This is a genomic window from Mesorhizobium sp. M1088 (assembly GCF_040318575.1).
GTDB lineage: Bacteria > Pseudomonadota > Alphaproteobacteria > Rhizobiales > Rhizobiaceae > Mesorhizobium.
Genome location: NZ_JAMYMO010000021.1, coordinates 66330 through 90157, shown reverse-complemented (window position 1 = coordinate 90157; position 23828 = coordinate 66330). Strand labels below are relative to the sequence as shown.

General features: G+C 64.2%; 17 protein-coding genes and 1 pseudogene. 4 read left to right on the top strand and 14 right to left on the bottom strand.

Annotated features, from left to right (window positions below):
- Positions 1–235: 235 nt before the first annotated feature.
- From NKH49_RS22095 to hisS, 7 genes and pseudogenes are all read right to left on the bottom strand, one after another.
- A complete protein-coding gene (locus NKH49_RS22095; protein WP_352927820.1) occupies positions 236–4126 on the bottom strand; it encodes an nSTAND1 domain-containing NTPase in 3891 nt (1296 codons plus the stop codon).
- Positions 4045–4785: pseudogene (locus NKH49_RS22090) on the bottom strand (adenylate/guanylate cyclase domain-containing protein); the annotation flags it as partial. The gene NKH49_RS22095 and the pseudogene NKH49_RS22090, both read right to left, overlap by 82 nt.
- A 400-nt stretch (positions 4786–5185) precedes the next feature.
- The gene (locus NKH49_RS22085) at positions 5186–6289 is read right to left on the bottom strand and encodes a calcium:cation antiporter (RefSeq protein WP_352472676.1); all 1104 of its coding nucleotides are present in this window, start codon (positions 6287–6289) and stop codon (positions 5186–5188) included.
- 85 nt (positions 6290–6374) lie between these two features.
- Positions 6375–8141, bottom strand: coding sequence for an AMP-binding protein (locus NKH49_RS22080; RefSeq protein ID WP_352927817.1), 1767 nt, complete (start codon positions 8139–8141; stop codon positions 6375–6377).
- Between the two features lie 408 nt (positions 8142–8549).
- Complete coding sequence (gene hisG, locus NKH49_RS22075; RefSeq protein ID WP_352618466.1) at positions 8550–9251, bottom strand: ATP phosphoribosyltransferase; 702 nt, start codon at positions 9249–9251, stop codon at positions 8550–8552.
- Positions 9248–10366 carry an ATP phosphoribosyltransferase regulatory subunit gene (locus NKH49_RS22070; protein ID WP_352927814.1) on the bottom strand — a complete coding sequence of 373 codons (1119 nt, stop codon included), beginning with the start codon at positions 10364–10366 and terminating at the stop codon, positions 9248–9250. The genes hisG and NKH49_RS22070 overlap by 4 nt, the downstream gene beginning before the upstream one ends.
- 171 nt (positions 10367–10537) lie before the next feature.
- Positions 10538–12097, bottom strand: coding sequence for a histidine--tRNA ligase (hisS, locus tag NKH49_RS22065; protein ID WP_352472680.1), 1560 nt, complete (start codon positions 12095–12097; stop codon positions 10538–10540).
- Positions 12098–12529: 432 nt separating this feature from the next.
- On the opposite strand from hisS, the gene NKH49_RS22060 reads away from it, so the two are divergent.
- Positions 12530–12781, top strand: a complete 252-nt coding sequence (locus NKH49_RS22060; RefSeq protein WP_352472681.1) for a hypothetical protein — start codon at positions 12530–12532, stop codon at positions 12779–12781.
- Between the two features lie 4 nt (positions 12782–12785).
- On the opposite strand, the gene NKH49_RS22055 is transcribed toward NKH49_RS22060, so the two are convergent.
- Positions 12786–13421, bottom strand: coding sequence for a DNA-3-methyladenine glycosylase I (locus NKH49_RS22055; RefSeq protein WP_352472682.1), 636 nt, complete (start codon positions 13419–13421; stop codon positions 12786–12788).
- A 222-nt stretch (positions 13422–13643) separates the two neighbouring features.
- Between NKH49_RS22055 and NKH49_RS22050 the strand changes: the two genes are divergently transcribed.
- Complete coding sequence (locus NKH49_RS22050; protein ID WP_352472683.1) at positions 13644–14378, top strand: L,D-transpeptidase; 735 nt, start codon at positions 13644–13646, stop codon at positions 14376–14378.
- A 261-nt stretch (positions 14379–14639) separates the two neighbouring features.
- Positions 14640–15560 (top strand): bifunctional 5,10-methylenetetrahydrofolate dehydrogenase/5,10-methenyltetrahydrofolate cyclohydrolase, encoded by a 921-nt coding sequence (locus tag NKH49_RS22045; RefSeq protein ID WP_352618472.1) that lies wholly within the window; start codon positions 14640–14642, stop codon positions 15558–15560.
- A gap of 9 nt (positions 15561–15569) precedes the next feature.
- Here the strand turns inward: NKH49_RS22045 and NKH49_RS22040 are convergent, their stop codons facing one another.
- The 6 genes from NKH49_RS22040 to NKH49_RS22015 form a co-directional block, all read right to left on the bottom strand.
- Positions 15570–16637 carry a hypothetical protein gene (locus NKH49_RS22040; RefSeq protein ID WP_352618475.1) on the bottom strand — a complete coding sequence of 356 codons (1068 nt, stop codon included), beginning with the start codon at positions 16635–16637 and terminating at the stop codon, positions 15570–15572.
- Positions 16609–17910, bottom strand: a complete 1302-nt coding sequence (gene glcF, locus NKH49_RS22035; protein WP_352472686.1) for a glycolate oxidase subunit GlcF — start codon at positions 17908–17910, stop codon at positions 16609–16611. The genes NKH49_RS22040 and glcF overlap by 29 nt, the downstream gene beginning before the upstream one ends.
- A gap of 68 nt (positions 17911–17978) precedes the next feature.
- Positions 17979–18362, bottom strand: coding sequence for a DUF4870 family protein (locus NKH49_RS22030; protein WP_352472687.1), 384 nt, complete (start codon positions 18360–18362; stop codon positions 17979–17981).
- On the bottom strand, positions 18359–19615 hold the full coding sequence (locus NKH49_RS22025; RefSeq protein ID WP_352472688.1) for an FAD-binding protein: 1257 nt from the start codon (positions 19613–19615) through the stop codon (positions 18359–18361). Before NKH49_RS22025 ends, NKH49_RS22030 begins: the two co-directional genes overlap by 4 nt.
- Positions 19616–19839: 224 nt before the next feature.
- Positions 19840–21336, bottom strand: a complete 1497-nt coding sequence (locus tag NKH49_RS22020) for an FAD-linked oxidase C-terminal domain-containing protein (protein ID WP_352472689.1) — start codon at positions 21334–21336, stop codon at positions 19840–19842.
- 136 nt (positions 21337–21472) lie between these two features.
- Positions 21473–22807: a DUF3422 family protein gene (locus NKH49_RS22015; protein WP_352472690.1), complete on the bottom strand. Its 1335-nt coding sequence runs from the start codon at positions 22805–22807 to the stop codon at positions 21473–21475.
- Between the two features lie 212 nt (positions 22808–23019).
- Between NKH49_RS22015 and NKH49_RS22010 the strand changes: the two genes are divergently transcribed.
- Positions 23020–23823 carry a FadR/GntR family transcriptional regulator gene (locus NKH49_RS22010; protein WP_352616712.1) on the top strand — a complete coding sequence of 268 codons (804 nt, stop codon included), beginning with the start codon at positions 23020–23022 and terminating at the stop codon, positions 23821–23823.
- The last annotated feature ends 5 nt before the right edge of the window (positions 23824–23828 follow it).

Below are 23828 nucleotides of genomic sequence, written 5' to 3'. Positions count from 1 at the left end.
CCCGAAACACAAATCCCCATAGCTCACCGCCTGCGGCCCGCGGGTTCCTGCATCAGAGACTTTCGTACGCCTGACGGCACCCGAAACCCTTCAGCAATGTCGGTCATTCAGCCGGCCCCTGCCTTCCTTCAGAAGCGGACTTCCCTGGTGTCAACACGACGGGCGAGGTTGCGCCAGCTTCGGACCCTCTGGATTCGTTTCATCTCGCTGCTGACACGACTGCTGCAACGCCAGCTTAGCTAGGGCAGTCCTCGGCATCATCTGCCACGGGCAGGAAGAAGCGCCTACGCTCGCAAGAAGTGAGTTTTCGGTGCACGACGTCTTGAGCATAGGCGATGAGGTCCTCTGGCGACGTGAAGACGCGGATCAACTGCACGCTATCTCCGCCTGAGACAGCTGCGACCTGTGTGCCATCCGAATTGAATGCGGCCCGCGTGACCGCCGGGACGATCGTGCTGGTGTCATGCTGGCCAACAAGGAGCGCGAGTTGCTGACCCGTGTCGGCAGACCACAGCCTGACAGACCGCTCACGGTAGGACGACGTCACCGCATATTGTCCGTTGGGACTCAATGCGACGTTGTCGATGCTGGCACTGCCCCCCGTGAGGACAGACCTTTCCTTCCCGTCCTTGACGCTCCAGATGCGAACGGTTCCATCTCGTGAGGCAGTTGCCAGCGACCTGCCATCGTTGCTGAAGGCAACATTTGTCACCGGCCCGCCGTGTCCCTTCAACGTGGCGGCAGCTTCCCCTTCCGCGACTGACCAGATTTGCGTCGTTCCGTCGGAAGAACCAATGGCGACCAATCGGCTGTCGGGACTGAAAGCCGCTGCGCTGATGCGGTTCTCGTGTCCTGGAACACCTGTGATCTCAGTGCCGTCCATCTTCCAAAGCCGCGCTGTATTGTCGTTCAACGTCGCAAGGACCAGCTTGCCATCCGGGCTGAACAAGGCATCCTGCAAATCCGCTGTGGTTTGAAATACTGTCTTGGCAGCGCCGGTCGAGGCGTCCCAGAGCCGCACAGTTCCATCGACCGAAGCGGATGCCAGGAACGAGCCATCGGAACTGAATTGGACCTGGACGACCTTGGGATCATGACCTTCCAGCGCTGCCGCTTCGCGACCGCCTTTGGCCTCCCACAGCCGAACCACGCCGTCGTTGGACGTCGTGGCAAGACGATGCCCATCAGGGCTGAATACCGCAAGCTTAAGCAAGCCTTCCGTGCCGGGCGCGAGCGTCGCAACCAAATTGCCACTTGCAACATCCCAGACATGCCCCACGACACCGCTTCCCGTCACGACGCGCGCCCCGTCAGCACTGAATACTGCGAACCTGCGCGCGGTTTCGTGACGCAACGTGGTCGTTAGCACACCGTCGACGTCCCAGATGCGCGCGGTTCCGTCGTGCGACACCGTGAGAAGGCGACGGCCATCGGGGCTGAAGGCGACCTCCTCGATCAGCGCACTATGCCCGTGGAGGATCGAGACCTGCGAGCCGCTCTTGACGTCCCAGATACGGGAAACGCCGTTCACCGACGCGGTGGCGAAAAGTTCGCCGTCAGGGCTGAACGCGCCGTTGACGTCGAGATATTGATAGGAGATTCCGGCATTGAGCGCGCTTGCCCTGGTTTCTTGGCCGAATATGCGGATCAACTCACCTGTCCTTGTATTCCAAAGACGGGCGGATCCGTCGATGGCAACGACTGCCACAAGGCGGCCATCGTGACTGAAGGTCCCTTGATGGCCAGCACTCGGTGATCCGGGGAGAGCGGCAAGTCCCGACAGATCCGCCAGACTCCAAAGACGAGACGTGCCAGTCCAGGCGACGGTCAGGAGTTGGGTCCCGTTCGGACTAAACTCGATGCCAGTAACATTGTCTCCGCGAACCGGAATCGTGCCGATCGGAGTGCCGTCGTTCGCATTCCAAATTTGAACGTCTCCGTGGAACTGGACGGAAGCAAGCATTTGACCGTCGGGACTCACCGCAAGAACGGTAGATTGCCAACTGGCTCCCGGCAATCTGGCAATCTCGGTGCCGTCCCGAGCGTTCCAGATCGTCGGCGCGGCAAACTCCGAAGCAGTAAAGATCCGCGTTCCGTCGCGGCTGAAAATCGCGGCGTGGACGTCACCGGTCTGATTGAGGACGTAGAGCTGCTTGCCGGTCGCCGCATCCCAGACCCTTGCAGTGCCGTCGACCGAGCCAGTGAGGACTTGTCTTCCGTCCGGGCTGAACACTGCCAACTTTAGCACGCCTTTATGGCCCTTGAGGATGGCAAGCGCCTTTCCGTCGGCGGTGTTCCAAACTCGCGCGGTCTGATCGAAGGAAGATGTAACGACGCGGTCTCCTTCCGGACTGAAAGCGCCGTGGGTGACGGCATCTTCATGGCGAAGGACGGCGAGTTCCTGATACCCGGACAGAGCTCTGAACAGGGCGGCTTCGGCCTCGGTCACATAGGGCCGTTCGGTCGTTTCTCCCTTCTTGGGAAGGGCCTCCAGCGCCAGAAGGATGGCAAGCTCGCTGTCCCCGGCGGACGACAGTTGCAGCGAGATCGACGAGAGCGACCGTGACTGGTTGCGCAGCGCGAGGTCTCTCGCCGCTATTGCCTCCTGGGCATTCTCGTCGGCGCGCTCTGCCTGAAGGCTGGCCTCGTGTTGTCCCCAGAATCCGGCGATCGCGCCGGCGCCTGCCACGACCGCCAATGCAAAGGCGACAATAGCGGCGTAACGCGTGCGGCGCGCAAGCCGTGTCGCCGCTTCCGCCACCAGGCTGCGGCGTTCCGCTTCGCGCTCAAGGCGCTCCCGTTTGGTCGCCTCTTCGGCCTCTATGCGCGCACGATCGGCCTGTCGCTCCCTTTCCGCGACCGCCATCTGAGCCAACAATGATGCTTCTACATACTGAGCTACTTGATCGTCGACGTCCTCTCGCCGCGACACTAGCAATTCCTCGCCCTCGGCAAATCGTATGCCGGCGGGCAGAAGCAGGTCGGGATTCCTGTTGTCGGCATGCCAGCGGCCGGCATCGGTTCGCAGCCGGGCACGCGTCTCCAGAAAACTTCGATCAGCGTTGACGATGTCGCGCGCGCGGGGCCAACGGCTCAAAAGCGCCTCGTGGGCGACGCGGACGACTGCCTGCCCTTCAAGGTTCTCGTCGGAAACGAGAAGCCGAGCCGCGATCAACGCGTCGAGAAGTGCAGCTTGTGCGGGCGTTCGCGCCATGTTGTCGCGGACCGCCGGGGCCGCGGCGACTGAATTGTCGCCGAGACGAACCGTCGTCAGCGCGCGAAGGACGGTTGGCAGCGCATCCTGAACCGTGGGCGACAACGCCTCGACCACTTCGTCGGCCCGGCGCGCGATCGCGCCCTCGAGGCCTCCAAGCGCACGATAGGCTGCGAAGGTAAGCAGGCGTTCTGCTCGGCCGGCTTGGTAAAGTGCTTCGAGCACGAACTCGAGCAGTGGTAGGGAACCGGGGTCGGCCGCTGTCGCCTCCTGAAGCACGTCCTCCAGTCGGCCGCGGTCTTTCGTTTCCTCAAAGCGCAGGCCCGCCGCGCTTGCGGGTTCACGGATGATCTTCGAAATCTCGGCCCCGGTCGGAGGCAAGAGTTCGTAGCTGCTCAGGCCATCCTTCAATGCCGAGAAACCCGGGACCTCGCCGCACCGATGGAAGAAGTCGCCGCGAATCGTCGCGATCACCCATACAAGTCCGCTAGTGGCGAACGCTGAAAGCAATCGCACGAACAAAGCGCGCGAGGCTGGTTCCGTTTCGGTTGTGAAGAGTTCCTCCATCTGATCGACGGCTAGGACCAGACGCGCCTTACCCGGGCCGCCACTGGAGGGGGTCGAGGCGAGCGCCGAGCGGACAAAAGCCAGCGCCCGATCGGGATTGTTCCGAAACGTCGCCGCCAACTCGGTCGCCGTCCCGTTTTCGGCAAGTTCGGGCAAGGCTTCGGCGCGGAGCAACGCCGCTGACAGAGACGTGATCGCGTCAGGTCCCTCGGACGGAGCATGACGCAACGCCGCCAGAGCAAGATGCCCGGCACCGCGCCACGTTGCGTGACGGCCGGAATCAGCCCGGCGCGCACGAGCGAGGACTTGCCGGAGCCGCTCATCCCGTAGATGAGCAGGAAGCACTTGCCCGCGACCGCGAGCTGCTCCAGTCGCTCAGTGCAGATAGCGATCGCACGGCTCCGCCCGAAGAAGAGATCGGCGTGCTCGAAATCGAAACTGTCGAGGCCGCGAAACGGCGAGCTAGTTGGTTCCTCAGACGTGACGGGCACGCGAAAAGCCCGAACCGGCCGCGCAATGTTCTTTAGGCGCTGCTCACCCAGGTCAACGAAATCTGCTGCAAGACGGTCGCGAACTTGCATCTGGATAGCGTCAGAGACGCAGATGCCGCCCGGAAGCGCCAGCCCCTCAAGGCGGGCGGCGACATTCACACCGTCACCCATGAGATTGTCGCCATCAACCACCACGTCGCCGAGGTTGACTCCAATCCGGAATCGCATGCGCCCTGGCCCAGGCAAGTCGGCGTTGAGCCGATCGATCGCCAACTGGATGTCGATAGCGCACCGAACCGCACCTATCGCGCTGGCGAATTCTGCGATGACGCTGTCGCCTGCGCTTCCGAAGATGCGTCCATCGTAGCCGGCAATTAGCTTGTCGATCGCTTGTCGATGGACCTTCAGGGTAGCAAGGGTCGTCTCTTCATCTTTGCCGACAAGTCGGCTGAACCCCACCACGTCGGCAGCGAGGATGGCAGCTACTTTCCGCTGAACGCGATCGACGGGCATCCCCGCTCCTGCGGCACATCGTTTATCATCCTACCCTAACAGCTTTCGAACCCGAAAGGGCGCTTGATCGGCCGCATCGCCCCGCTTCGGTGGAAACGGACAGTCTGAGGAATGTCGCCTTGGGTCAGTTCACGACCTCCATCCAGCGGGTTGAATGTCTGCAATCTTCGTTGCGAAGCCAGAAGCTGCCAATCCGCTCGCGGCCCCTATCGAGACGTTCAAGGCCTTGGTGCTAAGCGTCCGCCCATGGCGCAAAGGAGAAAAATTGGCGCCCACCCCTCACGCCGTCTTTGCCGAACTTGTGCGGCTTGCCTACTTCGGAACTCGGTGCGGAAAAAGTGTGGCTGCTCGGCCGAGAACAGTCGTCAGAATCTGCCTGCCCCCTTGCTCGCCCCAACCCTCACGGCACAAATATCAAAAACACCCAGGTAAAAAATACCACGAGGTGCACCAAGCCGGTCAGGAACGTCGTCCTCTCCGTGCCGAAGCTCACATTGCAGATGAAAAGCGCCAGGACCAAAAGCACCGTGTCGGTCGCCGGCAGGCCCAGGGTCAGGCCTCTTCCGGTCAGCAGGCTGGCGGCGGCTATGCCGGGTATTGTCAAACCGATCGTCGCGCAGGCCGAGCCCATGGCGACGTTCAGGCCGCGCTGCAGCTCGTTGCTGAGCGCGGCACGAACCGCCGAAATGGCCTCCGGCATCAAGACCAGCGCGGCGATCATTGCGCCGACAATGGCATCGGCCTGCGGTACCTGGTAGGCGACGAGCGCGTCCTCGACGCTGGCGGCGACCTGTTCGGCGAGCATGACGATGCCGATCAGCCCGATCAGCAGGAGAACGGCGCCGGCGGCGACGCTTTCGTGAGCGTCGGCTCGCACCGCGGCGCCATGTGCTTGCCCGTCGATGAAATCGTCGCGGTGGCGGACAGTCTGCGCGAACAGAAAACCGGCATAAAGCAGCACCGAAAGCACGCTGACGAAGCCGAGTTGCGCCGCCGAGAACGTGCCGGGATCGGTGGTTCGCGTGTAGGTCGGCAGAATGAGCGTCATGACGCTCAGCGCGACCAGTACCGCCAGATAGGCGCTGGTTCCTTGGCGGACGATTGCCTGCTTGCGATGGCGCCAGCCGCCAAACGTCAGGCACATGCCGACGACGCCGGTGGACGTGATCATCACCGTCGAGAACACGGATTCGCGTGCAAGCGTCGGGTTGTTGGCGCCGTGCAGCATGATGGAAACGATGATCGACACTTCGATTGCCGTCACGGCGATGGTCAGCACCAACGTGCCGTACGGCTCGCCCACCCGCCGGGCCACCGCCTCGGCGTGGTCGAGCACCACGAAAATGGTGGTGAACATGATCGCGCTCGACAGCGCGCCGATAAATATCCTGGTGCCCAGCGACCCTTCGTCGACCGACACCCCGCTGGCCCTGACCGCGACAGCCATCGCCAGCGCGGCCAACGGCATGCCGTAGGAAACCGCCGATCTTGCGAAACCACTCATTCCAAGCCCCTTCCGCAAGCCCCTTTTGCAAGCCTCTTCTGGGCAAGCCTCGTCTGCGAACCCTGCGAAAGCCCGAAGCGCGCCCTCAAGCCGTCTTCTGCGTCACCAGTCCCAGTTCGTCGACCATCGCCTGGCGCATCAGGAATTTCTGCGGCTTGCCGGTCACCGTCATCGGCAATTCGGTGCGGAAGCGGATGTAGCGCGGTATCTTGAAATGGGCGATCTGGCCGGCGCAGAAGGCCTTGATCTCCTGCTCGGTGGTGATCTGGCCGGGCTTCAGCACGATCCAGGCGCACAGCTCCTCGCCGTATTTCGGGTCGGGAATGCCGAACACCTGCACCTCCTTGACCTTCGGGTTGCGATAGAGAAACTCCTCGACCTCGCGTGGATAGACGTTCTCGCCGCCGCGGATGACCATGTCCTTGACCCGGCCGACGATGTTGCAATAGCCCTCGGCATCGATGGTGGCGAGGTCGCCGGTGTGCATCCAGCCGTCGGCGTCGATGGCCTCGCGGGTCTTCTGCTCGTCGTCCCAATAGCCCTTCATCACGGAATAGCCGCGCGTGCACAGCTCGCCCGGCGCGCCGACCGCGACGGTGGCGCCTTCGGCGTCGATGGCCTTGACCTCGACATGCGGATGGACGCGGCCGACGGTCGAGACGCGCTTTTCCAGGGGATCGTCGACGCTGCTCTGGAACGACACCGGGCTGGTCTCGGTCATGCCGTAGGCGATGGTCACCTCAGCCATATGCATCAGCGACACCACCTTCTTCATCACCTCGATCGGGCATGGCGAGCCGGCCATGATGCCGGTGCGCAGGCTGGTGAGATCGAAGGAGGCGAACTCCGGATGGTCGAGCAGGCCGACGAACATGGTCGGCACGCCGTAGAGCGCGGTGCAGCGTTCCGTTGCCACCGCCCTCAGCGTGGCGCCGGCATCGAACCCCTCGCTGGGGAAAACCATGGTCGCGCCCTTGGTGACGCAGCCCATCGTGCCCATCGACATGCCGAAGCAATGATAGAGCGGCACCGGGATGCACAGCAGGTCGTCGACGGTGAGCCGGATTGCCGCGGTGACGAAATTGCCGTTGTTGACGATGTTGTTGTGGGTCAGCGTCGCGCCCTTGGGCGCGCCGGTCGTGCCGCTGGTGAACTGGATATTGATGGCGTCGTCCGGTTTCAGCCCCGCTGAAATCCGGTCGAGCCGGTCATGCTCGTCGCGGCCGGCCATCGCCAGCACGTCGGCGAAATTGAACATGCCCGGCGAATTGTCCTCGTCCATGCGGATGACGGTCTTCAGCGCCGGCAGTCTGTTGGCGTCGAGCTTGCCGGGGGTGGCCTTGGCGATCTCCGGCGCCAGCGTTTCGATCATGCCGAGATAGTCGGAACTCTTGAATGTGGCGGCGGTGACGAGCGCTCGGCAAGCGGCCTTGTTCAAGGCATATTCCAGCTCGACCAGCCGGTAGGCCGGGTTGATGTTGACCAGGACCAGGCCGATGCGGGCGGTGGCGAATTGCGTCACCAGCCATTCCCAGCGGTTCGGCGACCAGATGCCGACGCGGTCGCCTTTCTCGAGGCCGAGCGCCAGGAAGCCGGCGGCGAGCGCATCGACCGTGTCGGACAGTTCGTCCCAGGTAAAGCGCTTATGCTGCTCGACGAAGACGGCGGCATCGAGCGTGCCATATTTGCCGACCGTATCGGCAAACAGCGCCGGGATGGTCAGGTTGAGCAGCGGCACGCTGCGCTCGCCCGAGACATGCGCCGTGCCGTCGACCGGCGCAATGAACGAACCGCCATCGCGCTTGGAGCGCAGGTTGGTTGCATTCTTCAACTCGTCGAGATTGATCGGCATCGCCGTGTCCTCCGCAGACAGGCCGAGCCTATCAGCCCGGCAGGGTGGTGGAAATCCCGTCCATGGTGGGGCTGGGTGGGAACTCGCCTGTAAGGGCCGAAAATAAAAAACCCGCCTCGGCGGGCGGGTCTTCGGGGCCAATTTGCACCATAGCGAGATTAGTAGCATAGCTGCCGGCACAAAGCAAGAACAAAATTGCTGTACGTCAAGAAAATCGCGTCAGGTTGGCACTGCGGCCAAGCTGCCAATCTCCCTCCTTGAGGGGGAGATGGCCGGCAGGCCAGAGGGGGTCGCCGCGCGCGGAGCTCCAGCCTGTTCTGTCGGTTAGGAGAGTCGCGTCAAGACGTACCGACCCCCTCTGTCGCCTTCGGCGACATCTCCCCCTCAAGGGGGGAGATCGGCTGGTCGTCAGCCTGCGTTCACCGATGCCATCCTGCCCGCAATATCGCGCAACACGGCCTCGTCCGTCGCCGAACGCATCTTCCTCGACGCCACGAGGCAGGCCTGCGAGCGCAGGATGACGCCGTCGGCCAGCACCTTGAGATGGTTGGCGCGCAGCGTCGCGCCTGACGTGGTGATGTCGACGACGATATCGGCCAATCCGGCCGCCGGCGCGCCTTCGGTGGCGCCAAGGCTTTCGACAATGCGGTAGACCTGGATGCCGTGCTTTTGCGAAAAGAACTGCTGGGTCAGGCGCCAGTATTTGGTGGCGATCCTGAGCCGGCGGCCGTGGCGCTGGCGGAAATCGGCGGCGACGTCGTCGAGGTCGGCCATGGTGTCGACATCGAGCCAGATGTCGGGCACGGCGACGACGACATCGGCATTGCCGAAACCGAGGCGGGCGATGATTTCGGCGCGCGTCTCGCAATCGGCGAGGTTTTCGCGCAAAAGGTCCTCGCCGGTGATGCCGAGATCGACCGACCCCTGGCCGATTTCGCCTGATATCTCCGAGGCAGACAGGAATGCTATCTCGACGCCGTCAAGGCCGTCGATGCGGGCGCGATATTTGCGCTCGTCGCCGGGCAGGCTGACGGCAAGCCCGGCCTTGGCCAGCACCTCCAGCGCCTGCTCCTTGAGCCGGCCTTTCGACGGGATCGCCAGCGTGATCATGGCGCCGTCTCCCGCAGCGCCTCGATGCGGTCGAGCCAGACGGAAAAACCGACGCCGGGGATCGGCGTTTTGGCGCCGAGCAGCGTCAGCAGCCGGTCGTAGCGGCCGCCACCGGCGAGCGGCCGGTCGCCATCCTGCGCCGCGATCTCGAAGACCAGGCCGGTGTAGTAATCGAGCGGCCGGCCGAAGGCGGCGTCGTAGCTGATTTCAGACATCCGCAGGCCGAGGCTTTCGATGGCCGCGGCGCGGGCTGCGAAATTCTCCAGCGCAGCCCCCAGTGAAAGCCCGGCATCGGCTGCAAAACGTTGGAGCGCTCCGGCGGCGCTGTCGAGCGGCACGTCGATTGCCAGGAAACTCTTTAGCGCCGCGAATGCCTCGTTCGACAGCCGCACGCTGCGCAGTTCGGCCTTCTCGATCAGGCGCCGCGCAATCTCGGACGGCGAACGCCCGGCCGTTGCCGACAGGCCAGCCTCTTCCATGCCGCCGGCGACATGCGCCGAAAGACCGTCGAGATCGCCATCAAGGACAAGCGCGGCGACCGCGCCGGCAAGCTGGCTGTTGCGCGGTGGATTGGCCAGATCGGCAAGGGCGGCCTCAAGCATCGGCGCCGAGCCGAAGGCGCGGGCCAGCCGCATGCGCCAGCCGCGCGGCAGGCCAAGTGCTGCCAGCACCGCCTCGAAGATGGTCTGGTCGCCGAGCGTCACCGCCAGTTCCCGGCCGGGCAGGACCAGCGACAGCAGCGCATGCGCATCGGCCAGCGAACGGGCGTCGGCGGCCGCCGTGTCGCGGTCGCCGAGATCCTCGATGCCGGCCTGGAAGAACTCGTTGCCGCCCTCGCGGCGCTGGCGAAACACCTCGCCGAGATAGGAATAGCGGCGCGGCGTGCCGGCCTGGCTGGCGATGTGGTCGAGGCAGACCGGAATGGTGAATTCCGGCCGCAGGCAAAGCGTCTGTCCGGTCTCGCTCTCGGTGAGAAAGATGCGGCGCCGCAAATCCTCGCCGGCCATGTCGAGGAACGGGTCGGCCGGCTGCAGCACCGCGACTTCGACCGCATGCGTATTTCGCGCGGCGAAGAGGCTGGTGATGTCGGATGCGATGGCGGGGCGCGAGGTCACGGCAGGCGCCCTTCCCTTCTCCCCCTGTGGGAGAAGGTGGATTGGCGCGAAGCGCCAAGACGGATGAGGGGTGCCGGAAGAAATGAGGCGTCGGCGTTCCCTGGAACACCCCTCATCCGACCGAGCTTCGCTCGGCCACCTTCTCCCACAAGGGGAGAAGGAAGCGGCGCCCTACTTGCCACGCGCCCGCTCCTCGGCCTGCGCCGCCAGTATCTTCTTCACCTCGGCGACCAGATCGCCTTCCGCCACGGTCACCTGCGCCGGTCGCGCGGCGCGCCATTCGGCGTTGTCGGCGATCTCGGCCGACATCTTCGCGCCTTCGATCAGGTCCTTGATCTGCACCTCGCCCTTGGCGCGCTCGTCGCCGCCCTGGATGACGGCGACCGGGCTACCGCGGCGGTCGGCATATTTCAGCTGCGCCTTCATGCCGGCGCCGCCGAGATACATTTCCGAGCGGATGCCGGCGGCGCGCAGCTCGGCCACCATCTTCTGGTAGCGGCCGAGGCTTTCCGTATCCTTGTCCATGGTCAGCACGACGACCGGCGCGATGACATCGGAAGTGTCGAGCTTGCCGAGGTTCTTCAGCGCCGTCATAAGGCGCGAGACGCCGATGGAAAAACCGGTCGCCGGCACCGGCTCGCTACGGAAGCGCGAGACGAGGCCGTCATAACGTCCGCCGCCGCCAACCGAGCCGAAGCGCACGATCTGGCCGTCCTCGTTGGGGATCTCGGCCAGCAGCTCGGCCTCGTAGACCGGGCCGGTGTAATATTCGAGGCCACGGACGACGGATGGGTCGATGCGAATGCGATCCTCACCGTAGCCGCTTTGTGCGACCATGGTTCTTATCTGCTCCAGCTCTGCAAGACCCTCGACAAACGAGGCATTCGTTATGCCGAGATGTTCGAGTTTCCTTTCCTCGACAAGATTGCTGAGCCCCGGGGTGATAGATCCCAGTGTCTGGACAATTTGTTCGGGATCATGCTGCGCCATGACCGTGAAATAGCTGATCACAACATCGATTTGCGCGTTACCCAGCCCGGCGCCCTTGGTAAAATCACCGCTCTCGTCCTTGCGCCCGGCGCCCAAAAGCAGGCGCACGCCCTCGACGCCCAGCTTGTCCAGCTTGTCGATCGCCCGCAGCACCTGCAGCCGGCGGCCAGCGTTCTCGTCGCCGCCGAGGCCGATCGCCTCGAGCACGCCGTCGAGCACCTTGCGATTGTTGACGCGGACGACGTAGTCGCCGCGCTTGATGCCGAGCGCCTCCATCACGTCGGCCATCATCATCGCCATCTCGGCATCGGCCGCGACACCCGGCGTGCCTACCGTGTCGGCGTCGAACTGCATGAACTGGCGGAAGCGGCCGGGACCGGGCTTCTCGTTGCGGAACACCCAGCCGGAGCGATAGCTGCGATAGGGTTTCGGCAGGCGCTCGAAATTCTCGGCGACAAAGCGCGCCATCGGCGCGGTCAGGTCGTAGCGCAGCGACAGCCATTGATCGTCGTCGTCCTGGAACGAGAACACGCCCTCGTTCGGCCGGTCCTGGTCGGGCAGGAACTTGCCGAGCGCATCGGTGTATTCGATCAGCGGCTGGTCGACCGGCTCGAAACCGTAGAGCTCAAAGACCGAGCGGATCGTCGCCATCATCTTCTCGACGGTGCGCAGATCGTCGGCGCCGCGGTCGACAAAGCCGCGCGGCAGCCGCGCTTTCATCTTTTCGGATTTGTCGGCCATGGGATGGGTACTTTGCTATGTAAACGGTGACTTATTTCGGGTCGGCGTGTCCTACCGATGCAGCCCGGAGAAGGCAAGGGTTTGCGGCTTTTCCGCGATGTCGCGGGACCAGTTGGTTCGCAAATGTCGCGCCGCCCCTCATCCGCCTGCCGGCACCTTCTCCCCGTATAGTGACGGGGAGAAGGGGAGTTGTCGCAGCCTCGGCGCTACTTGTGCAACGCTGTGATTGGCGAAACCACCGGCGGAGGCGTCCTTTCTCCCCGTCACTATACGGGGAGAAATGCCCGGCAGGGCAATGAGGGGCAGCGCAAAGCCATCAGGCAGGGCGATCGAAACAAACCGCGTCACAAATGAAACAATTGTGCCATGCGCGCGGCATCGTGCCGACACAATCCGGGCCGATAAGCGCGCCGAAACAAGGGGTTCGGGGCCATGGCCACGCTACAGAAGTTCGACATCATCGATAGCCGGGCACGCGACGCCTCGGTCCGGCTGCGGCCGGCCGATGGTTATGCCCCGAATACGAAGCAAATCGCCGGACCGTTCGAGGTCGCGGCGCAACAGCGCAGTGGACCGACCATGCGCGACGTGCTGATGACCGGACTGCTGGTGATCTATCCGGTGTTCGCCGCGCTGGCGGCCATCCTTGCCGGGTTTTTCCTGGCCGGCGCCGGCGGCGCCTGAGCCGCTATTTCGGCCGCTTGAACGCTTTCCGTTCCGCCTCGACCGGCTCGCGGCAGACGCAGCCCTCGAGATGGTCGTTGACCAGCCCCATCGCCTGCATGAAGGCGTAGACGGTGGTCGGGCCGACAAAGCTCCAGCCGCGCTTCTTCAGCTCTTTCGAAATGCGGACCGAGACGGCCGTCGTCGGATTGGCGCGCAAATGCGCGAGGTCGACGATCTCGGGCCGCTCGTGCGGGCCGGGCTCGAACTTCCAGAACCAGGCGGCCAGCGAGCCGGCCTCGTCGATGAGTTCGCGGGCGCGCTTGGCGTTGTTGATGGTCGAGACGATCTTGCCGCGATGGCGGATGATGCCGGCATTGCCGAGCAGGCGATCGACATCGGCGTCGGTGAAGGCGGCGATCTTGTCGACATCGAAGCCGGCAAACGCCTCGCGGAAATTGTCGCGCTTGCGCAATATGGTCAGCCAGGACAGGCCCGACTGAAAACCTTCGAGGCAGATCTTCTCGAACAGGCGGCGGTCGTCGGCGACCGGCCGGCCCCATTCGTGGTCGTGGTAGTGCAGATAATCCGGCAGGTTGCCGTGCCAGAAGCAGCGGGCGATGCCGTCGGGACCGGCAAGCAGACCTGTCTTTTCATCCATGGCGGAATTCCGTTCGTGTCTTGGCGTTAACGCGTTTTGACGCGGCCTTTACCGCGGCTTTACCAGATTCCTGAACCGGGCGGTAACCACACCAAAAGCTTTACTGACAGATCGGCATTTTACACATTCCGATTCATGTTTCGGTTGCCGCTTCGCGCCCAATGTCGGCGAAATCGGGGAGGCTTTGCACCCCGGCATGTTCGACGATCAAGGTGCGTTGCGATGAAGACATTCTTGTTCCCACTGTTCGGCGCCGCGGCCGTACTTGCTGCCGGCGCCGCCAATGCCAACGACCGCTATGCGGAGAGGCCGCCGGTGGTGGTCAGCCCGGATCTTTCGGCACCCTGGGTGCTGCAGCTCGGCCATGCCCCGGGCATCGTGCGGCAGAGCCGGCAAGAGGCGCAGCCGCAACGGCGCTACCGGCGGCTGGCCGAACCCGATCAGCTGCGCACCGCAGCGGTGCAGGCGCCGGCCAAGCGCATGGTGATGCGGCCGCAGATCGACCCGATCTATCTGCCGCAGGAAGTCGCCTATGACGGCCCGCAGAAGCCGGGCACGATCGTCATCGATACGCGAGAGAATTTCCTCTATCTGGTCGGGAAGAACGGTAAGGCGCGGCGTTATGGCGTCGGCACCGGCAAGCCGGGCTTCGAATGGTCCGGCACCCACAAGATCACCAACAAGCGCGTCTGGCCGGATTGGCGGCCGCCGGCGGTGATGATCGCCCGCGAAGCCGCCAAGGGCCGTTATCTGCCGACCTATCTCGCCGGCGGCATGGAAAACCCGCTCGGCGCACGCGCGCTCTATCTCGGCTCGACTGAGTACCGTATCCACGGCACCAATCAGCCCTGGACGATCGGCGGCGCGGTGTCGTCGGGCTGCATCCGCATGCGCAACGAGGACGTGGTCGACCTTTACGAGCGGGTCAATGTTGGCACGACGGTTGTAGTCATGTAATCTGCGGTTGACCTCATCGATGATTCTGCTCAGAAGCCTCGGGAGCATTGAATAACGGGGGACGGGCCGTGTGGGGATGCGGCCAGTCACGAAAGGGCAGCGCGGCAAGCCGTGCTGCCCTTTTTGTTTCCGCCAGCAGGAATTGACGGGAAGATTTTGCCGGCACGTCGCGCGACCGGCATGGCGGTTCGCTTTTCGCGCTGCCTTTTCGCGGTTGCTTTGCTATGTGGCGGCTAAAATCCAGATAAAGGCCCCATCCCGATGTCCCTTTCCGACGACAGCCGCTATCTCAGAGGCGGCCCGGTTGCTCAACGCATCATCGCCGGCGTGCGCGAGGACGCGGCGATCGCCACCGCCGAAGGCTTTCCGCCCAAGCTGGTGTCGGTCACCGTCGGCGATACCGCCGCGGTCGATGTCTATGTCCGCAACCAGCGCGCCAAGGCCGGGTTGGCCGGCATCGGCTTCGAGGAAAGGCGCTTTCGCGCCGACATCACCGCCGGCGAGCTGGAAGCGGCAATCCACGGGCTTAACGCCGACCCGCGCGTCACCGGCATCATCATCCAGCGGCCGGTGCCGGTGCACATTCCGATCAAGACGCTGCAGGCGGCGGTGCATCCGCTCAAGGATGTCGAGGGCATGCATCCGGCCTCGATCGGCAACATCGTCTACAACCAGCTCGACCTGGCGCCCTGCACCGCCGCCGCTTCGGTCGAACTGCTCAGGGAAACCGGCCTCGACCTCAAGGGGCTCGAGGTGGTGGTCGTCGGCCATTCCGAGATCGTCGGCAAGCCGATCGCGTTCCTCTTGATGAGCGAAGGCGCGACGGTGACCGTCTGTCACCACATGACGCGTTCGGTGGCGGCACACGCACGCCGCGCCGACGCACTGTTCGTCGCGGTCGGCAAACCGCGGCTGATCAAGGCCGACATGGTCAAGCCGGGCGCCGCCGTCATCGATATCGGCATCAATTCGGAAATCGGGCCGGACGGCGAGAGCCGCATCGTCGGCGACGTCGATGCCGAGAGCGTCAGGCATGTCGCGTCGTGGATCACGCCGGTGCCGGGCGGCGTCGGCCCGATCACGGTGGCGATCCTGCTGCGCAACACGATGGTGGCCCTCAGCCGGCAGCGTGCCCGCTATCAGGCAACCTACGGCACGGCAGACCGGCTGGCGGCGGAGTAGGCGCCTTCGTCACGTGTATTGCGGCACATGGCAGGTGATCCGGGACTCGTCATCCCAGAAGACGTAGAGCACGCCGCCGCTGCCCCAGAAGAAACCGGCGAGTGAATCGAACTGAAGAAGAAATTTCATTTCCCGGTCCGTTCCGGGAACGACTGGAAACTGCGGTCCCTGAATCCATGACGGCAGCCCACCAAGCCGAAACAGGTTTTGCCTTGAATTGCTTATCCCGTACGACTGCCTGAGCCACCGTTCAGGGGTCGGTGCCAACCGAACAGTTCTTTTCTCGGCGGCCTTTGCAAGCCTCTCAATGTAGGGCGAATGCAGAGGCGCGATCGGCGTCGGCACACCGGCAGCGTCGTGGGAATAATAGGTCGGTTCGAGAGAATTCGCACAGGTCTCGATACGGAGTCTGGGAAGAGGCATCGTCAGCTCATTCCCAAGATCGTCCAGCGTAATCAGATGTATCAGTCGCTCTCGACAGGTCGGGCACACTGCCGATCCTTCGCCGCCGACCGTAAGTGGCCTGCCAGTCGCCGGCAGATGCCAGGTAGGATGATTGCGATGCGTCGGAAAAGACATGTCGCTCGGAGCGCCTTCCTCAAAGCTGAAATGATGACATGCCGGGGACGAACGAGGATCATCATGCGTCAGCCAGTCTGCGAAATCGGGAATGTCGCCCAAGGTACTGTCTGGAAACAATTCCGGCGCCTGCAAGGCGACGTGAGCCAGCAGATCCTCCACGTCTATTCCGCGTTTCACTTCCTCTTGCAGGAAAAATGCCAGACGAGCCAAATGCGCGTCGTCGAGAAACGAAACGGCGTCGATAATCAGATTGTCTTGCTGGACGTCGGCTTGTACCGCTGCCCTTATGAGCGCAAACAGGAATTCGGACCCATCCTTGAGATGACGAGCGATGATTGTCTGGCATTCGCCATAGCTGGCCTGGAACGTCGCCGGCGATCTGTCCGACAGCAGCCGAACGACGGTTCCAATCTCTTCGGACTTTGGGTTGGGCATCTCGGCAGTCTCATCGGCGGGTGCGCAGCAATCAAACCAATTTTGGCGGCTCGCCGCCATAGGCCCAGTCCAGCAGCTTTATCGTATGCACCACCGGCAGCTTGGCGGCGGAAGCGATCTGGGTGATGCAGCCGATATTGCCGGTGGCGACGATTTCAGCACCGGTCGCCTCGATATTCCTGAGCTTGCGGTCGCGCAACGTCGCCGAAATCTCGGGCTGCAGGATGTTGTAGGTGCCGGCCGAACCGCAGCAAAGATGCCCTTCGCGCGGCTCGCGCACGACGAAGCCGGCACGGACCAGAAGCTCCTTCGGCTGGCGGGTGATCTTCTGGCCGTGCTGCATCGAGCAGGCTGAGTGATAGGCGACGATGGTGCCCGGCTTGCGGACCGGCTCGGGCAGGTCGAGGCTTGCCAGATATTCGGTGATGTCCCTGGCCAGCGCCGAGACCCGCGCAGCCTTGTCGGCATAGGCCGGATCGAGGCGCAGCATGAAGCCGTAATCCTTGATGGTGGTGCCGCACCCGGATGCGGTGATGACGATGGCGTCGAGTCCGCCCTGCTCGATGGCGCGCGTCCAGGCGTCGACGTTCCGTCGGGCCGACGCCAAGGCAGCGTCCTCGCGCCCCATATGATGCACCAGCGCGCCGCAGCAGCCCTCGCCCGCGGCCACCACGACCTCAACGCCAAGCCGGGTCAGCAGCGAAATCGTCGTGTCGTTGATGCCGGGATCGAGCACGGATTGCGCGCAGCCGGTGAGGATGGCGACACGGCCATTTTTCTTCGCGCCCTGCCCGGCATGGACGCCCGGCGAGGCCATCGGCGAGACTGCCGGGACCGACGCCGGGGCCAGCTTCAACATCGCGCCCAAAGGCTTCAATGCCTGGATTTTCTCAAACAGGCCGGCGAATGGCTGGCCGAGCTTCGCCAGCTTGAGCGCCGCGCGGAAACGCGAGGGGTAGGGCAGCACGAAGGCCAGCATGGCGCGTGTCAGGCGATCGGCCAGCGGACGCTTGTAGGTTTGCTCGATATGGACGCGGGCGTGGTCGACCAGATGCATGTAGTTGACGCCCGACGGGCAGGTGGTCATGCAGGCGAGGCAGGACAGGCAGCGGTCGATATGGGTGACGATCTGCTTGTCGGCCGGCCGTCCGTTTTCCAGCATGTCCTTGATCAGATAAATCCGGCCGCGCGGCGAATCCAGTTCGTTGCCGAGCGTCACATAGGTCGGGCAGGTGGCGGTGCAGAAGCCGCAATGCACACATTTGCGCAGGATCTTCTCCGATTCCGCGACATGCGGATCGGCGAGCTGGGCAGCTGAGAAATTGGTCTGCACGTAAACGAATCCCTACCGTTTGAGCATGATCTTTTCCCAAAACCGGTACCCAGTTTTGGGGATCATGCTCATAATCCCAGAAACCAGCTTTCCGGGTTCTTGACCGCCTCGCCGCGCTGCAGCGCCTGCAGGCCGAGAATGCAGCGGGCGATGAACCAGACGGCAACGGCAACCATCAGCACGACACCGATGACCACGATCATCAGCAGCGCCGAGATCAGTGCATAGAGCAGGCCGATCCAGAAGGTGCGGATCAGGAATGTGTAGTGGCCTTCGACGAAGCCGCCGGCCTTGCCCCGATTGATATAGGCCAGGACGATGCCGACAATGCCGCTGACGCCGATGGCCAGGCCGGCGAGATAGAGGATGTAGATGACCAGCGCGTTGGTCGGGCCGGGCTCCAGCCAGCGGTCGGTCTGGCGTGACGTACCGTTTTGGCCTGGATCGCTCATTGTGCTCCTCCCTCGGTTGCCGGCGCGAGAGTAGCAGAGCTTGCGCCCGGCGCCATACGGCCGGGATTGAGGATATTCTTCGGGTCGAATTCGGCCTTCAGCCGCGCCGACAGTGCTGCCAGTTGCGGCGCTTGCGGTTCGAACACCGGTACGGCGGCGCGGTGCGAAGGGGTTGCGCGCACCAGCGTCGCATGGCCGCCGCCGTGTTTTCTGATCAGGCTGCGCAACAGGCCTGCCTCGGGATCGTCCTGCTGCATGCGCAGCCAGATCAGCCCGCCCTGCCAATCATAGAAGGCATCGACCGGGGCCTGCATGCGCAGCGCCAGCACCATCTGGTGGCCCCGCGACGGCGCCATCGAGACGCGCCACACCGGCCTTTCGCTGCCATCGGCGAACGGCGCGCAGTCGCGGACATTGCGCCAGACCGAGTACGAGACCGAACCGGAAATCTCCTGCAGCGGCCCAGCGTTTTTCAGCAGGTCTTTCAGCGCGGCAATGCGGTAAGCGACCGACGGGCCGAAGCCCTCGATGCGCAGCAGCGTCGCGGCATCGCTGCCGAGACTGCCGCCGGCGACCCTGGCTGCGACCCGTTCGGGAAGATGGGCAGCGCTCGACACTTCGGCGCTGGAACCCAGCGCCAGCGCCATGGCGGCGGCGGCGTGATCGTCGAGCAGGCCGCGGATGGCAAGCGTGACTTCGGTCTCGGCAGCAGGCAGCACCTTGAAGGTGACGTCGGTGAGCACCGCCAGCGTGCCCCAGCTGTTGGCCATCAGCTTGGACAGATCATAGCCGGTGACGTTCTTGACGACGCGGCCGCCGGACTTGAAGGCCTCGCCGCGCCCGGAAACGGCCGCTATGCCAAGGATATGGTCGCGCGCAGCACCCACCTTCAGCCGGCGCGGGCCGGAAAGGTTCGCGGCGAGTGCGCCGCCGATCGTGCCTCGCGCTGGCTCACCGCCGAGCAGCGGGCCGTAATCCATCGGTTCGAAGGCAAGTTGCTGGCCGTTTTCGGCAAGCAGGCTTTCGATTTCGGCCAGCGGCGTGCCGGCTTTTGCCGACAGCACCAGTTCGGCCGGCTCGTAAAGCATGACGCCGGAGAGTTTGGAAAGGTCGAGCGTATGCTCGCTCTGCTGCGGCCGGCCGATACCGCGCTTGGAGCCGTGGCCGAGGATTTCGAGCGGCGAGTCTTCGGCGGCTGCCCAAGCGACGGTGGATAGGGTTTCCGCGGCTGTTGACGGGGTGAAGGTGGTCATGGGACGGACGCGGCATTTGCAAATGCGGGAACGTCGTGTTCCTTCGCGCCCCCCTCTGTCTTGCCGGACATCTCCCCCTCAAGGGGGGAGATCGGATGCTGCGTCGGGCTTCGCCAATCTCCAGTGTTAACGGGAGGGCGAGGCGCCGAAGCTGCCAATCTCCCCCCTTGAGGGGGAGAAGTCCGGCAGGACAGAGGGGGGTGTTCAAGCGCTAACATACGCGCTCAAAACCTCGGAATGTCCGGAAACGCCACTTTCCCGCGATGCACGTGCATCCGCCCGAGCTCGGCGCATCGCCTCAATTGCGGGAAGACCTTGCCGGGATTCAAAAGATGGTTGGGGTCGAAGGCGCATTTGACGCGCATCTGCTGGTCGAGGTCGATCTGGTTGAACATTTCCGGCATCAGGTCGCGCTTCTCGATGCCGACCCCGTGCTCTCCGGTCAGCACGCCACCGACCTTGACGCAGAGCCGCAATATGTCAGCGCCGAAACTCTCCGCCTTGTCGAGTTCGCCCGGCACGTTGGCGTCATAGAGGATGAGCGGGTGCAGATTGCCGTCGCCGGCGTGGAAGACATTGGCGACGCCGAGCCCGTATTTCTGCGACAGTTCGCGCATGCCGGCGAGCACGCGCGGCAGTTCCTTGCGCGGGATGGTGCCGTCCATGCAGTAGTAGTCGGGCGAGATGCGGCCGACCGCCGGGAACGCCGCCTTGCGGCCGGCCCAGAAGCTCAGCCGCTCCTGTTCCGACTGCGACGTGCGGCATGTGGTCGAGCCGTTCCTAAAAGCAATGGCTTCGACCAGGCCGATCAGATGGTCGACCTCGACACCCGGCCCGTCCAGCTCGACGATCAGCAGCGCCTCGACATCGAGCGGATAGCCGGCCTGGACGAAATCCTCGGCGGCGTGGATGGCCGGACGGTCCATCATCTCCATGCCGCCCGGAATGATGCCGGCGCCGATGATGTCGGCAACGCATTGGCCGGCCTGCTCGCTGGTCGGGAAACCGATCAGCAGGGCACGCGCCGTCTCCGGCTTCTTCAGGATGCGTACGGTGACCTCGGTTACGACGCCGAGCAGTCCTTCGGAGCCGGTCATGACGCCGAGCAGGTCGTAGCCTTCCGCGTCGAGATGGCTGCCGCCGAGGCGCACCACCTCGCCATTCATCAGCACCATCTCGATGCCGAGCACATTGTTGGCGGTGAGACCGTATTTCAGGCAGTGCACGCCGCCGGAATTTTCCGCGACATTGCCGCCGATCGAGCAGGCGATCTGGGAGGATGGATCGGGGGCGTAATAGAAGCCCTCCTGCTCGACGGCGGTGGTGATGCCGAGATTGGTGACGCCGGGCTGGGCGACGACGACGCGGTTCTGAAAATCGATCTCGAGGATGCGGTTGAAGCGGCTCATCACCAGCAGCACCGCGTCTTCGAGCGGCAGCGCACCGCCGGAGAGCGAGGTGCCGGAGCCGCGCGGCACGACGCGGATGTTGCGGTCGCTGCAATATTTCAGCACCCGCGAGACCTGGGCCACGGTTTGCGGCAGTACAACGACGAGCGGCAATTGCCGGTATGCGGTGAGCCCGTCGCTCTCGAAGGCGCGCATGGCATTGGCGGCGTCGACGACGCCCTCGCCCGGCACCATGATGCGCATATCGGCGACGATCTCGTCGCGCCGGCGCATCGTGGCGTCGTCTGGTTTCGGCATGGCAAGGCCGGACATCGACAGCCTCCTTCGATCGACTGGTAAAAATCTTTTACCAGCGACGGTGGTCGCTTGCAAATGCCGCTTTGGCCGGGATGAGAGGCCTATGGCCGAGACAGCCTTCCGCAGCGGCAATCTGCCGCTGCGCCCCACACTACTCGCCCGGCTGCTTGCCTGGTTCGGAGTGCATGCGGCGGACGCGGCGCACGCCCCACCAGACGAGCACGACCGCGAGCGGCACCGAGGCGGCGGTGACCATTTCCGGCGCGAAGGCATGGCCGAAGATCGAGGCGCCCTTGGCGACGTAGCCGATGAGGCCGACGACATAGTAGGAAACCGCGGCGACCGAGAGCCCCTCCACCGTCTGCTGCAGCCGCAATTGCAGGCGGGCGCGATTGTTCATCGATGCCAAAAGATCGCGGTTCTGCTTCTCGACCTCGACGTCGACCCAGGTGCGCAGCAGTGTGGTGGCACGGGTGAGCTTCGTCGACAGGTTGGCCTGACGCTCCTCGACCGAACGGCAGGTACGCATCGCCGGCGCCACGCGGCGCTGCAGAAAACCGCCCCAGGTGTCGTAGCCGGGCACCGCTTCTTCGTCGAGCGCCTCCAGCCGTTCGCGCACGATGCCGTCATAGGCGCGGCTGGCGCCGAAGCGGTAGAGGCTGGAGGCGGCATCGGCCTCCAGCTCGGCGGCCAGTTCGGTCAAGTCGGCAAGCAGCGTCTGGCTGTCGCGGGTCTCGGCGACCTTCATTTCCAACGTGGTCTGGGCCAGCCTGTCTTCGATGCGGCGGGCGCGACCGGACAGCGTCAGGGCCAGCGGCAGCCCAAGCATGGCCAGCGTGCGGTAGGTCTCGATGTCGATCAGCCGCTGCGACAGTGCCCCGGTGCGCGCCGGGGTCAGGCCGCGGTCGAGCACCAGCATGCGGGTCAAGCCGTCGCCATCCTGACGGAAATCGGTGACGATGGCCGCGTTGCCGCGCTCGACCAGCGAATAGCACAGGCTGGTCGGGTCGAAGCCGGCGATCAGTTTTTCGTTCGCCGGCGTCCATTTGCGGATCTCCAGCCTGATGCCGGAAATCACCGTGCCCGGCGGCGAAAACCCGTTGCCGAAGGGTGTGTCTTCTTGCCCCCTGCCGTTTTCGGCGAGCGGGCCTTCCCAGAGATAGGTCGAGAATTCCGTGTGGCGTTCCCAGCGCAGCGAGCCCTTGCCCCATTTCATCGCGTGGTGGCGGGCGTGAGGGTCGGGCGCGGCGATGCCGAGGCGTCGCGACAATTCGGAAAGCACGGCCTGATCGATCCCGGATCCAGCTTCGGTCATGAAGGAAAGCTGCACCAGCACGCGCGGCTTTTCGACCAGCGGCTGCGGCCGGGCGTGGACCTCGCCGAGCGCGCCCGGCCGACCTTCATGCGCCGGAAAGCCCATGACGGTGCCGCCCACGGCTTTGGCGCGCAGCTGGAATTCGAGGTTGGAAGGGTCGGCGTCTGGCACGGCTGGTCCCCCGGGCTTCTGTGAGCCCTTTGGCAATGATGTCCCTCTAGAGGCAATCGCCAGGGGACGCAAACGCCCAATTTAGCTGAAGATGATATGGCGCCGCGGCTGTGAAACGGACCCGGCCCCCGGCGAATTGGATAAATAATTTGACCAGTTGGCGACGCCGGCTTTATCTTGCGCGACATCGGTTCAACCCCCAGGCATCCCGTTTGAGCGACATTTTCTCCCGGATCGAGCATTCGCGCACCGCCGACGAGGTGGTGCAGCAGATCGAGAGCCTGATCCTCGAAGGCGTCCTGCGCACCGGCGACCGGCTGCCGGGCGAGCGCGAACTGGCGCGCCAGTTCGAGGTGTCGCGGCCGATCCTGCGCGATGCCTTGAAAACCTTGGAAGGGCGCGGGCTGTTGACGACACGGCCAGGCGGCGGCACCCATGTCGCCGATGTCATCGGCCAGCTGTTCACCAAGCCGGTGACCGACCTGATCTCGATGCATCGCAAGGCGGTGACCGACTATCTGGAGTACCGCCGGGAGATCGAGGCGGTGGCGGCCGAATATGCGGCGCGGCGTGCCACATCGGACGATCTGGCGCTGCTCGACCGCATCATGGCACGTATGGACGAGGCGCACCGGACCGGCAATTTCGACGACGAGGCGGAAATCGACGTCGAGTTCCATCACGCGATCTGCGAATGCGCGCACAACATCATCCTGCTGCACACGCTGCGCTCCTGTTATCGGCTGCTGTCGGAAGGCGTGTTCCAGAACCGGCGGCTGGTGTTCAACGTGCCGGGCGCGCGCGAGGCGCTGCTTTCGCAGCACCGGGCGATCTACACCGCGGTCAAGGGCGGCGATCCGGCTGCGGCGCGGCAGGCGGCGATGGACCACATCTCCTACGTCGAACGATCGATGGCCGAGGCCGAGCGCAGCGGCGACTGGCAGCGCGTGTCGCGGCTGAGGCTCAGGCAGCGCTCCGAGCCCGGTGGCGGCGAGCCGGCAAGAAAACAGCCGTAGGCACC

Excerpts from the sequence above, each read along its gene's own strand:
- NKH49_RS22085 (WP_352472676.1), bottom strand. The coding sequence starts at position 6,289 with ATGAGTGGTTTCGCAAGATCGGCGGTTTCCTACGGCATGCCGTTGGCC.
- NKH49_RS22080 (WP_352927817.1), bottom strand. The coding sequence starts at position 8,141 with ATGCCGATCAATCTCGACGAGTTGAAGAATGCAACCAACCTGCGCTCC.
- hisG (WP_352618466.1), bottom strand. The coding sequence starts at position 9,251 with ATGATCACGCTGGCGATCCCGTCGAAAGGCCGGCTCAAGGAGCAGGCG.
- hisS (WP_352472680.1), bottom strand. The coding sequence starts at position 12,097 with ATGGCCGACAAATCCGAAAAGATGAAAGCGCGGCTGCCGCGCGGCTTT.
- NKH49_RS22060 (WP_352472681.1), top strand. The coding sequence starts at position 12,530 with ATGGCCACGCTACAGAAGTTCGACATCATCGATAGCCGGGCACGCGAC.
- NKH49_RS22055 (WP_352472682.1), bottom strand. The coding sequence starts at position 13,421 with ATGGATGAAAAGACAGGTCTGCTTGCCGGTCCCGACGGCATCGCCCGC.
- NKH49_RS22050 (WP_352472683.1), top strand. The coding sequence starts at position 13,644 with ATGAAGACATTCTTGTTCCCACTGTTCGGCGCCGCGGCCGTACTTGCT.
- NKH49_RS22045 (WP_352618472.1), top strand. The coding sequence starts at position 14,640 with ATGTCCCTTTCCGACGACAGCCGCTATCTCAGAGGCGGCCCGGTTGCT.
- NKH49_RS22040 (WP_352618475.1), bottom strand. The coding sequence starts at position 16,637 with ATGGCGGCGAGCCGCCAAAATTGGTTTGATTGCTGCGCACCCGCCGAT.
- NKH49_RS22030 (WP_352472687.1), bottom strand. The coding sequence starts at position 18,362 with ATGAGCGATCCAGGCCAAAACGGTACGTCACGCCAGACCGACCGCTGG.
- NKH49_RS22025 (WP_352472688.1), bottom strand. The coding sequence starts at position 19,615 with ATGACCACCTTCACCCCGTCAACAGCCGCGGAAACCCTATCCACCGTC.
- NKH49_RS22020 (WP_352472689.1), bottom strand. The coding sequence starts at position 21,336 with ATGTCCGGCCTTGCCATGCCGAAACCAGACGACGCCACGATGCGCCGG.